Source organism: Paralysiella testudinis (assembly GCF_016894345.1).
Classification (GTDB): domain Bacteria; phylum Pseudomonadota; class Gammaproteobacteria; order Burkholderiales; family Neisseriaceae; genus Paralysiella; species Paralysiella testudinis.
In genome coordinates, this window is the sequence record NZ_CP069798.1 from 1,473,778 (window position 1) to 1,485,676 (window position 11,899).

Genomic DNA, 11,899 nt, shown 5'->3' on the forward strand with positions numbered 1-11,899 from the left:
TATCTAAGGCTGCCTGAAAGCATGTGCTCACAGCACAAACGGATTGGCATACTCTTGTGGCGATCGAGCTGTATTCAATTCGACATTGAGCTGATCCAAGGTTTGCTGCATTTGTTGTTGCAATAAGGCAGTGAGGGCGGCGGCGTCCAAATCCGGTTGTTCGGCCAGCAGGGCGCGGATGTTCAGCGGCTCGGCAACGCGGATATGGGCGTTGCGCCCACCCACCGGGCGCGGTACAAAGCGGTGGATTTTATTGCCCAAACCGCCCCAAGCCAAATGGTCGCAGCGCAGGCGCTTGAGGCATTCGGCGATGTGTTCCTGCTGCCAGCGCGGCTGGTGGTAGACTTCTTGCGGATTGCGCAGGATAAACGCCAATTCGCTTCGACGGCGGCGGGTCATGCGGTCGATGGATTGGCCGCTTTTTTCGGCTTGGCGGATGGCGCCCAGCATCTGTTTGGCCTGTTCATTAAGGCTGCCTGAAAAGGTGCCGAATTCGTTGAGCGACAGCAACAGCTTTTCCAGCAGCACGTCTTGCGCTGCAAAAAAGCTCAAGTGGCGCGGCGGCGCAAAGCCCATATTCTGAAAACGCAGCCACAGCACGTGGCGGTATAGCCGCGCCAGCCGCAAGGGCAGGTTTAAGAAGGGCTTGGCTTCGATTTGCAATTGCCGCTCCACCTGCGCCATTTCTGCGTGCAGTGCGCTTTCTTCATTGCGGATAAATTTCAATTTCCAAATCAGCGGTTGGATAAATACGGGCTTGCTGCTTTGTGCGGCGGCCTGCAAGGCCATTTTGGCGGCGCCTTGAAACAGGGTGTTGATGTGGTCGCCCTGCCAATGCACGCTGCCTTCGGGGTGCAGCAGCACCGGTGTGCCGGCGGCGGCGGTGTCAATCGAATAAGCCAGCGCCTGCTCGGTGTCGCCCGGCACTTGCGCAATCAGGTTGTTGGCCAGCCAGAATTTTTGCCCCCAGCGCCCCATGCCGTTAACAATATCGTGGGTGGCCCAATTGGCCATCATCGGCGCGTAGCGGGCGGCGATTTCTTTGTCGAGCATCCAATCGGTAAAAAATTCGGGGTGGTTGGGGGTGATAAACACCATGCCGTCGGCGGCCAGCGTGGCCTTTAGGCGGACATCGTCGGCAGCGGGCAAATCGAGATGGCGGATGTCGCACAGGCCGCGCACCAGCGGCAGGCGGTTGAGGTAGGGCACATCGCGCAGGCCGGGCGTGCCGTAGAGATTAAGCCAGCGGTTGGCCCATGTCATCGCCTGAATCAGGGTTTTATTGGGCTTGGGGGCAACGAAGGTGGTTAAAAAACGTTTCTCAGGTGCGCTCATGGCCGGTGTCCGTGGATGGGAATAGGCGCTAGTGTAATCACAATGGCCGCCGGCGGCCAATATTCTGTACGCTTGTTTTCAGGCAGCCTTATACCCATTCGAAAAAATAACCTAACTGCGTTGACTCGCCTTGCCGTACTACCTGTACTGTCTACGGCTCGCCGCCTTGTTATCTTATTTTTTCGAATGGGTATTTTTGATGTAAAGCACGGGCATAGATTAAATCAGCGCAAGGCATGGCTTTTGCGGCGGCAATCGCGCATAATTTACACTTTCTTAACTTTAAACTTCTGCGGGCCGCAGTTTATGAAATTCACCACCCGTTTTAATCCCAAATTATACGAATTGATGTCTGGCTATAACCGTGAGCGTTTGATTAAAGACGTGGGCGCGGGCTTGACCGTGAGCGTGGTGGCGCTGCCGCTGGCGATGGCGTTTGCGATTGCCAGCGGCTTAAAGCCGGAAGCAGGCTTGTTTACCGCCATTATTGCCGGTTTTCTGATTTCGCTGTTCAGCGGCTCGCGTGTGCAAATCGGCGGCCCGGCCGGGGCGTTTATTGTGATTGTGTACGGCATTGTGGCGCAATACGGCGTGGGCGGGCTGCTGTTGGCTACTTTTATGTCGGGCGTGATGCTGTGGCTGATGGGCTTTTTGCGCATGGGGGTGTTGATTAAATTTATCCCGGTGGCGGTGATTATCGGCTTTACCAATGGCATTGCAGTGCTGATTGGCTTGTCGCAAATCAAAGATTTTCTGGGGCTGCGTATCGAAGGCAAGGTGCCGGCGGAATTTTTTGCATTGATGCAAACGCTGTGGCAGGCGCTGCCCACCTGGAACGGCGCGGCGCTGGCGGTGGCGTTGTTGTCGCTGGGGATTATTGTGGGCTGGCAGCAAACCATGAAGCGCAAAATAACGCTGCCTGAAGAAACCGGCATGCTGCCGCGTGTATCCGGTTCGCTGGCGCTGATTCCCGGCTCGATTGTGGCATTGGTGGTGGCCACGTTGTTGGTGGCGCTGCTTGGGCTGAATGTGGAAACCATCGGCAGCCGTTTTGGCGGCATACCGCAAGGGCTGCCTGAATTTACCGTGCCCGATTACAGTTGGGCGATGGTGAAAGGGCTGTTTTTACCGGCGATGACGCTGGCGGTGCTGGGGGCGATTGAGTCGCTGCTGTGCGCGCGGGTGGCCGACAGCATGATACGCGACAAACACGACTCCAATCAGGAGCTGCTGGCGCAAGGCTTTGCCAATATGGTGATGCCGTTTTTCGGCGGCATGCCCGCCACTGGCACCATTGCCCGCACCGTCACCAACATCAAAAACGGCGGCAGCAGCCCGGTGGCGGGCATGGTGCATGCGCTGGCCTTGCTGATGGTGGTGCTGGTGGCAGCACCTTTGGCGCAATATATCCCGCTGCCCGCACTCAGTGCTATTTTGATGTTTGTGGCGTGGAATATGGGCGAATGGCGCGAATTTGCCCGCTTGCGCACGTTTAGGCTGCCTTACCGGCTGATTTTATTGTCGGTGTTTGTGCTCACCGTGGTGGTGGATTTAACCGTGGCGGTGGAAGTGGGGATTTTCTTTGCCTGCTTTATCTTTATCTACCGCATTTCCAGCCTTTCAACCGCCGAGAAAACCCAGTTGCCCGCCAACACCCACCAAGACGGCGTGGCCACTTATAAACTTACCGGCGCCATCTTTTTCGGTGCGGTAAAATTAATCGACGATATGCTGGCCAACGTGCCGGAAAAAGCGCTGGTGTTGGATTTCTCCAGTGTGATTTATGTCGACTCTTCCGGTGAGGAATCGCTGGAAGAATTGCTGGAAATTTATCAGGAAAAAGGCGTGCCCATCTTGGTGTACGGCTTGCGCCAGCAACCCACCGACTTGCTCACTCGCACCCAGTGGCTGCAACGGCTGGGCGCCAATAATGTGTTTGCCGATGTACACGGCGTACAAAAACGGCTGGACGTATTGTGAGCGATACCGTAGTTGGCTATGCTCAAGCGCTGGCGATGCTGGACGCGCTGATGGCGCAAACACAAGCCGAAAGCGCCACCACCTGCGCGCAAATGGAAACCCAAGAGCTTACCCTTATGCGCTTGCAGCAGCTGCGGCAAACGCTGAAGCCGCACGATAAGGCGCAAATGGCGGCGATTGCGGATTATTATCGGCGTAAAAGCGGGGCTGCCTGAATTGCATAACTGTCATTGCCGAACTTGATTCGATAATCCATTGGCAAGCAAAGTTTATATAACCAAATCATGATCAATGATACCAAGGGTATAGCAATATGAAAAAATCCTTTATTGCATTTATTGGGCTGATGTTGTGGTTGGTATTTGCTATGCCCGCTTATGCCGCAGCCTGTACCAACTTAAAGCCGGTACATAGTTTGGATGATTTATTGTTGCAACTGTACAATAATTTGGACAGTGACTGTCTTTTTCAGATGACTGCACAAGAGCTATCGTTTGCTTGGGAAATTGTAGTATTAGAAGATTGGAATATTCAAGATATAGATGATGTAGATATGGAGAAAAAACGTGCAATAAGTATAGCGGAATCTAGCAAAATTTATACTGACGATTTGAGTAATTTATATATAACAAAAGGACAAGTACGAAATTTAGATGCTATTGAGATTAAAGGAACTCGTGATTATTTATTTAAGTACTCTTCATTTTTCAAAGATGGGCAATTTCCTCCAAGTTTACCAACTCCCTATATCATCCAACGCAATGTAGAGGGCTCTTTATTTATCGAAACTAGCAATTTTTTTTCAGAAAATAATATTTTTAATAATTATAAACCTCTAGAAACTTATTTTTGGATAGGTGGTATATCAAATCTAAAAATATCTCCAATTATTGTAATGAGTTCTGCGCCGGATGCTACCCTATCAGAGATAACGCTTTATCGTACTATTCCTAGTTTTATACGGCGTGATGTTTATGAGAAATTTGATATTGATTAGGTAGGAGGTGCTGTTAAATAAAGGGTAGTGTCCTGAAAAGTATGCTGCCTATATTTTAGGCAAAAAATAAGACCATTATTTACGTAAGCGAAACAGCCCCCCTGTTTATCTATAGTTTCTATATTGCCTAAACCATGATTTTTACCTTGTTGGTGCTTGCTTTTCTCAGCAGCATACTTTTCAGGACACTACCAAATAAAATATGTTTCTATATTGATTATGTATCATATTTCAAGGAGTAATGTGATGTCATCTGCTTTAACATTCAGTGCAAAAAATCAATTAAGCAAATTCTGGGAAGTGGAATTAGGAAGAGCTAATTTTAATGAGTTAATATTAAGGATTGAATCTTATCAACCCCTAGCAAACGCTATAAATGCATTCAATCAAAGTGGTGGTAAATATAGCTCTTTTCACCAAACAAATTATTCTCCATACGAAAATACTATTCGTATAGATCAAGTTATGTTTGATATTGACCAGCTCCCATCCTTGATGCACGAATTAACCCATGCAGTAGGCAAATATTAGGAGGGTACGCGCGGAACCGGCGGGTATGTTTCTGCTTTTCACAGCACCACTTCGGCAGAGGAATGGGCACGGTTAACAAATCTGGGCGAGGCCGAAGCGTTTTTAAATGGGCAATATCATGCGGCTAGGCATTTTGGTAAGCCGGCTTATGCTGCTATGGTGGCGGATGATTAGGCCAATGCACAAACGGTTCATCTGACTATTGAGATTGGCAAGATTGTGGGCGCAGGTTCGGGTGAGGGGCAGTTGGCGCAAATTGCCGAATTGGTGCGCAAGCTGGTGCCCGGCAGCCAAGATGGAAATGGCTCGGTGCCGTTTACGTATAATAATCAGGCCAAAATCTATTGGCTGCTTAATCATCCGTCTTCTACCTTTGTTGCCGATTACAAGGCGGCTACCGGCAAGGATTTACCCACAGACTTGGCGGCCATTGGTGATGTAGAGGTACGCTACCATTTAAAAACATTGGTGGGTGAAACCGTGGATTTATTGGGCAGTAATGGCAGCGACGCCATCAGCAATTTGGCAGCGGGCACGAAGCTGGGACAAAAATACGGTGATTTACTTTATGGTGGCGGCGGTGATGATGTGCTTAATGGCGGTGGCGGTAATGATACGCTGAATGGCGGCAGCGGTGCCGATAAACTCTATGGTGGTGCCGGATTTGATACCTATATTGCCGATAAGGATGATGAAATTACCGATAGTGATGGCAATGGCGCGGTGCAGTTGGATGGTTTGATATTAACGGGCGGGGAGCAGAAAAATCCGGATGATTTGCGCCTGTATGTGAATAAAGATCATGAAACCGAATATGTATGGGATGAAACTGCGGGCACCCTTACGATTAATAATGGCTTGGTGATTAATGATTTTAAAAATGGTGATTTGGGCATTAAACTGGAGCCGATGAAAGGGCAGGATATTGCTTTTGTGGTGGATACCACCGGCAGTATGGCAGACGATATTGCCGCTGTTAAGGCGCAGGCCGGTGCTATTGTCAATATGATTTTTGATCCCGAGCGCGGTATGGTGAATTCGCGAATCGGTGTAGTAGGTTACAACGATCCCGGGGTGCATGCAGTGTTGAAATTCACTGATCAAAGCAGCATTAATGCACGAAAGGGAGCTGCATTGGCGGCGATCAACAGCCTGAGAGCCAATGGTGGCGGCGACTGGGAGGAAATGGTTTATAGCGGTTTACTGCGGGCATTGGATGGCGGTATTGGCCAATGGCGTGAAGAGGCAACGGCCCGCCGTATATTTTTGTTTGGGGATGCGCCGGGCAAGGATACGGATTTGAAAGGGAAAGTGGCACAACTGGCCGGTGCCTTGAATTTGTCGGTTCGTTCTGCTGTCAGCGATGTGCTAAGTGATAAAGTTGGGCGCATATCGTTTGAGCTATCCAATGTGGACGGTACGGCTGAAAAACCACCATTGAAAATTGAAATATTCACTATTTTGATTGGTGGTGACCAAACCACTGCTGTACAGTTTGATGAGCTGGCTCATTTAACAGGTGGGCAATCACTTCAGGCAAACGGGGCATCGGATATTGCTCAGGTTTTATTTGATGCTTTGCAAGCGGGTACTGTCGGCGATGATGTGATTAAAGGTAATGAGTACGGTAATACGTTTGATGGCGGTGCGGGTAATGATGTTATTTGGGGTATGGGCGGTGATGATCATCTAACCGGCGGAGCCGGTAATGATGTATTGTATGGCGGCAATGGAAATGACCACTATTATTTTGCCTCTGGCTTTGGCCGCGATGTGATTAATGATGAAAGTGGCGAGTATGATCGCATTGTTTTTACAGGGGGAATTCTGGCTGAACATGTGGCTGTTGGCCGTGATGGTACCGCTGTTATTTTAACGGTGGGCAGTGATGTTATTGTCATGCAGAATTTCTTTGATGCCAATGGTGCCGTGGGTGCGGGTGCCATTGAAGAGATAGTATTTGCTAACGGCAGTAAATGGCTTTGGGATGATATATTGGCTCGAGCCAGTGCAAAGCCAACCAATGGTAATGATGTTTTATATGCTATGCCGGGTGTGACTTTAAATGGTTTGAATGGCAATGATATTCTGTATGGTAGCAGTGGTGGCGATATTTTGATTGGCGGCCAAGGGCATGACCGTTTGTACGCTGGTGCTGGTGATGATGTGTTGTATGGCACGATGGGTAACAATATTTTGGTTGGCGGAGCAGGTAGTGACCGCCTATGGGGCGGGCAAGATAATGATACTTTTATATTTGCAAAAGGCCACGGACAAGATTGGGTTTACGCAGGCGGAACCTTGTTTAGCGGTTACCATGACCGCATGGTTTTGGAAGATGTGAATCTGCATGAAATCAGCTTTCGACGCGAAGGTACAGATTTGATTTTGTTTGGTTATCATGAAGGTGATCAGATTACGGTTAATGATTTTTTTGGCAGCATACACAGCAATGTAGAAACTTTTGCTTTTGCTGATCAAACGCTTTCTTCTGATCAGTTACGCCAATTACCGATGATGCAATATGGCAGCGATGAAAATAATTATCTTAAGGCTTACCAAGACAATATTGCGTTGTTTGGCTTTGCTGGTGATGATGTTTTAATTGGCCGTTGGGGTAATGAAATGCTGATAGGTGGTAAAGGGAATGATTGTCTTGAGGGCAGCTTGGGAGATGACCTTTATGTGTTTGCAAAAGGGGATGGCCAAGATCGTATTTACGATAGTGGTGGTGACGATACCCTGCGTTTGTCTGATTTAACGGTAAATGATTTGTGGTTTAGCCGTAAAGGTTTGGATTTGGAGGTATCTGTTATCGGTAGCGACGATAAAATCACCATTGAAAATCAATTTTTGTGGTTTTTTGGCCATCCAAATCAGGTTGATAACATCCGCTTGGATAATGGCACCATGTTGGATAATAAGCAATTAAATCAATTGATAAGCATGATGGCTGCATTTACCCCTAAACAAAATGATACTTTAAGCGTGCCTGAGCAAATGCAGCACTATCTTCAACAAATGGGGGTGGGTGCCTACTGGCGAGGAGGAGGGGTAGAGGTTTTATAATCGGTTTGTTTGTAATTTAAAGGCTGCCTGAAGCCTTTCAGGCAGCCTATCTCTATCATCAACTCATTGTTTAAAAGTTAATCCATATGCATACACCCACACCAGCCCCCATTGCCATTATCGGCGCCATGCAGCCGGAATTGGATTTGCTGCAAAGCCGTTTGCAGCAGGCGCAGAGCCAGCGCAGCGGCCAGATTGTGTTTCACACCGGCCTGTTGGCAGGCAAACCGGTGGTGTTGGTGCTCAGCGGCATCGGCAAGGTAAATGCCGCCGTGGCCACGGCCTTGGTGATTCAGCAATTTAAGCCTGCTTGCGTGATTAATACTGGCAGCGCCGGCGGTTTGGGCGCGGGTTTGAAAGTGGGCGATGTGGTGCTGGGCGCCGAAGCCGCACACCACGATGTGGATGTGACTGCATTCGGCTATGTGCCCGGCCAAGTGCCGCAACAGCCGCCGCGCTTTGCCAGCGATGCGGTGCTGCTGCAAACGGCGCGGCAAGCGGCAGCGGCGTTTGCCGGTGCGGCGATTGTGGAAGGGCTGGTGGTGAGCGGGGATGCGTTTATTCACGAGCGCAGCAAAATCGACGCCATCCGCCGGGATTTTGCCGATGTGCAGGCGGTGGAGATGGAAGCGGCGGCCATTGCGCAAACCTGCCATGTATTGGCCACGCCGTTTGTGATTGTGCGCGCCATTTCCGATGCAGCCGACGAAGCCGCCAGCCAAAGCTTCGACAAATTCCTGCAAACCGCCGCCCGCCATTCGGCGCAAATGGTGGAGAATTTGGTAGCAGCGATTGAAGCTGCCTGAAACTGCGTGGTTGTAGGTCGTATTCTTCAAACCAACGCATGTTCTAAGGCTGCCTGAAAGCAGTGGCGGGCATTTTTTAAATGGCGGATATTTATTTTTCAGGCAGCCTTAGGGTCTGTTCACAATTACTTGTCATACCCTTGAATAAAAAAGAAACGCAGGCATAAAAGGAAGTTCTCACCCTCCCCCAATACACCTGCGATGCCCCGTACACTACTCAAAGATGAACATTAGACGAAGCTGTTACCTATTCTGCGTGATTTGGGTATTTATAGCAAACCCAATTTGCGCAGAATTCTTGAAGGCATACTTTACAGAATAAGAACCGGCATACCGTGGCGGGATTTGCCCGAGTATTTCGGCAAGTATCATACTGTTTATACCGCTTATAACCGTTGGTCAGAAAAAGGCATTTTTACTGCAATCTTGAAACAGCTCAGCCAAGAGAGTGACTTGAGTGGGTAGCCATAGACGGCAGTTATATCCGTGCTCACCAACACTGCGCCGCAGCCTCAGCGCTCAGTGCGCAAGAGGATCACGCAATCGGTATGAGCCGAGGCGGCAGAACCAGCAAGATTCATCTGGCTGTAGATGCTGCAGGCAATCCGGTTGAGGTTATCGTTACTGCGGGCAATATCCATGATGTCACCGTTGCACCGGAGCTGCTTGACAACATCAACCTTGCCGAAACTGAGTTGGTTAATGCGGACAAAGGTTACGATTCAGACCGGCCCAGGGAGCAAATAGAGCAAAGCGGTGCGAAAGCCAATATTCCCTATAAAAGCAATAGGGAAGAGAAAAATAAAGACATGGACTGGTATTTATATAAAATCAGGCATTTGGTAGAGAATGCCTTTTGCCGTTTGAAACATTTCCGAGCGATTGCCAGCCGTTACGATAAGCTGAAACGCAACTTCCACAGTACGGTTTTATTGGGGTGCATTGTGATGTGGTTACCTTTATGACAAGTAATTGTGAACAGACCCTAGCCGCACCAATCGCCACTTCAGCGCACAAGACAGTTTCTTTTTTTTGCCCAATAGGTTAAAATTCAAAAGTTTTTCAAATACTGAGAAGCGGCAGCAATGCCGTTTTTAATAATGAGAAATGGCCAAGGGGCCATTTTTTTGTTTCTGTGGAGCACAATGGATATTCAGAATATTCTGGACAAAACCTTGCCCGGCTTGGGCTATGAGCTAGTGGATTTCGAACTCACCGCCCAAGGCGACTTGCGTGTGTTTATCGACAAGCCCGGCGGCATCACCGTGGAAGACTGCGCCACGGTGAGCAACCATTTAAGCCGTGTGTTGTTGGTGGAAGATGTGGATTATCAGCGGCTGGAAATTTCCAGCCCCGGGCTGGACCGCCCGTTGAAAAAAGCCGCCGATTTCGAGCGTTTCAGCGGCTCGCTGGCCAAAATCAAAACCCGCTTGCCGGTGGATGGCCAGAAAAATTTTGTTGGCCGCATCAATGGCTTGCAAGACAATGCAGTGGTATTGACTTTGGAAGAAGCCAACGAAGTGCGCCGCGCCAAACGCGCGGCAGTGGCGGCGGGCAAAACCGTGGCCATTGCGCTGGACAATATCGACAAGGCGCGCATTAAGCCGGAATTTGATTGATTTAACTGAATTATTAACCGAAGCGGCAAATGTGGCGCCAAAGCCGCCGCACTTGTTTGGGAGAATGGCATGAGCCGTGAAATTTTGTTGTTGGCCGAGGCATTGGCCAGTGAAAAGAATGTCAGTAACGATGTGGTGTTTAGCGCCCTAGAGTTTGCCTTGGCCAGCGCGGCCAAGAAAAAGGCCGACCGCGAGCACATGGATGTACGTGTAGCCATTGATCGCCACACCGGCGAATACCACAGCTTTCGCCGCTGGTTGATTGTGGCTGACGAAGACTACACCTACCCCGATACGCAGAAAACCATCGAAGAAATCCAAGAAGAAATTCCGGACACCGAATTGCAAATCGGCGAATACCACGAAGAGCCAATTGAAAACGTGGAATTCGGCCGCATCGGCGCGCAAACCGCCAAGCAAGTGATTTTGCAGCGCATCCGCGATGCCGAGCGTGAGCAGATTTTGAGCGACTTTTTGCAACGCAAAGACAGCTTGGTGCTGGGCACGGTAAAGCGGGTGGAGCGCCATGGTGCGATTATCGAAATCGGCCGCCTCGAAGCCTTGCTGCCGCGCGACCAAATGCTGCCGCGTGAAAACTTCCGTAACGGCGACCGCGTGCGCGCGCTGTTTTTGCGCGTAGAGCAAATCGGCAACCGCAACCAAGTGCTGCTCACCCGCACCTCGCGCGAATTTTTGGTGAAATTGTTTGAGCTGGAAGTGCCGGAAATCGAAGACGGTCTGCTGGAAATCAAAGAAGCCGCCCGTGATCCGGGTATGCGCGCCAAAATTGCGGTGAAATCCAACGATGGCCGTATCGACCCGCAAGGCACCTGCATTGGCGTGCGCGGTTCGCGCGTGAACGCGGTGACCAACGAATTGGCGGGCGAGCGCATCGATGTGGTGCTGTGGTCGCCGGAAACCGCCCAATTTGTCATCAACGCCTTAAGCCCGGCCGATGTTACCCGCATTTTGATTGACGAAGACAACCACTCGGTAGACGTGATTGTGGCTGAAGACCAATTGGCGCTGGCCATTGGCCGCGGCGGCCAAAACGTGCGCTTGGCTGCCGAGCTTACCGGCTGGCAATTGAACATCATGACCGTAGAAGAGGCGCAAGAGCGCCACGAAGCCGAAGACAAAGCCCTGCGCGATTTGTTCCAAACCCATTTGGGCGTAGACGAAGACGTGGCCGATGTGCTGGTGCAGGAAGGCTTTGCCACCTTGGAAGAAGTGGCTTATGTGCCGGTGCAGGAAATGCTGGAAATCGACGGCTTTGATGAAGATATGGTGAACGCCCTGCGCAACCGCGCCCGCGATGCCATCCTCACCTTGGCGATTGCCTCGGAAGAGAAGCTGGAAAATGTAGACGAAGACATGAAAACGCTGGACGGTATTGATCAGGAAATGCTGCGTGATTTGGCGCAAGCCGGCATCACCACGCGCGATGATCTGGCCGAATTGTCGCTAGACGAGTTGGTGGAAATCACCGGTGTAGACGAAGAAACGGCCAAAAAAGTGGTATTGGCCGCCCGCGCACACTGGTTTGAAGAAGAAGCATAAGG

The 11,899-nt window shown here is 50.2% G+C and carries 10 protein-coding genes; 9 read left to right on the top strand and 1 reads right to left on the bottom strand.

What is annotated here, in order from left to right:
- Nucleotides 1-27: 27 nt before the first annotated feature.
- A complete protein-coding gene (locus JQU52_RS07675) occupies nucleotides 28-1,335 on the bottom strand; it encodes a hypothetical protein (RefSeq protein ID WP_230337938.1) in 1,308 nt (435 codons plus the stop codon).
- 306 nt (nucleotides 1,336-1,641) lie between these two features.
- On the opposite strand from JQU52_RS07675, the gene JQU52_RS07680 reads away from it, so the two are divergent.
- From JQU52_RS07680 to nusA, 9 genes are all read left to right on the top strand, one after another.
- The gene (locus JQU52_RS07680) at nucleotides 1,642-3,315 is read left to right on the top strand and encodes a SulP family inorganic anion transporter (RefSeq protein ID WP_230337939.1); all 1,674 of its coding nucleotides are present in this window, start codon (nucleotides 1,642-1,644) and stop codon (nucleotides 3,313-3,315) included.
- A complete protein-coding gene (locus JQU52_RS07685) occupies nucleotides 3,312-3,530 on the top strand; it encodes a hypothetical protein (RefSeq protein WP_230337940.1) in 219 nt (72 codons plus the stop codon). The genes JQU52_RS07680 and JQU52_RS07685 overlap by 4 nt, the downstream gene beginning before the upstream one ends.
- Nucleotides 3,531-3,628: 98 nt before the next feature.
- Nucleotides 3,629-4,312, top strand: a complete 684-nt coding sequence (locus tag JQU52_RS07690) for a hypothetical protein (protein ID WP_230337941.1) — start codon at nucleotides 3,629-3,631, stop codon at nucleotides 4,310-4,312.
- Between the two features lie 246 nt (nucleotides 4,313-4,558).
- Nucleotides 4,559-4,843 carry a hypothetical protein gene (locus JQU52_RS07695; protein WP_230337942.1) on the top strand — a complete coding sequence of 95 codons (285 nt, stop codon included), beginning with the start codon at nucleotides 4,559-4,561 and terminating at the stop codon, nucleotides 4,841-4,843.
- 219 nt (nucleotides 4,844-5,062) lie between these two features.
- Nucleotides 5,063-7,912 (top strand): calcium-binding protein, encoded by a 2,850-nt coding sequence (locus JQU52_RS07700; RefSeq protein WP_230337943.1) that lies wholly within the window; start codon nucleotides 5,063-5,065, stop codon nucleotides 7,910-7,912.
- 86 nt (nucleotides 7,913-7,998) lie between these two features.
- Nucleotides 7,999-8,718, top strand: a complete 720-nt coding sequence (locus tag JQU52_RS07705; RefSeq protein WP_230337944.1) for a 5'-methylthioadenosine/adenosylhomocysteine nucleosidase — start codon at nucleotides 7,999-8,001, stop codon at nucleotides 8,716-8,718.
- Between the two features lie 240 nt (nucleotides 8,719-8,958).
- Nucleotides 8,959-9,683, top strand: a protein-coding gene (locus JQU52_RS07710; protein ID WP_230340546.1) for an IS5 family transposase whose coding sequence is annotated in 2 segments (ribosomal slippage) — nucleotides 8,959-9,172 and nucleotides 9,172-9,683 — 726 coding nt in all. Because the reading frame shifts where the segments join, the coding sequence is not laid out codon by codon here.
- A 180-nt stretch (nucleotides 9,684-9,863) separates the two neighbouring features.
- Nucleotides 9,864-10,337, top strand: a complete 474-nt coding sequence (gene rimP, locus JQU52_RS07715) for a ribosome maturation factor RimP (protein ID WP_230337945.1) — start codon at nucleotides 9,864-9,866, stop codon at nucleotides 10,335-10,337.
- Between the two features lie 69 nt (nucleotides 10,338-10,406).
- Nucleotides 10,407-11,897 (top strand): transcription termination factor NusA, encoded by a 1,491-nt coding sequence (nusA, locus tag JQU52_RS07720; RefSeq protein WP_230337946.1) that lies wholly within the window; start codon nucleotides 10,407-10,409, stop codon nucleotides 11,895-11,897.
- The last annotated feature ends 2 nt before the right edge of the window (nucleotides 11,898-11,899 follow it).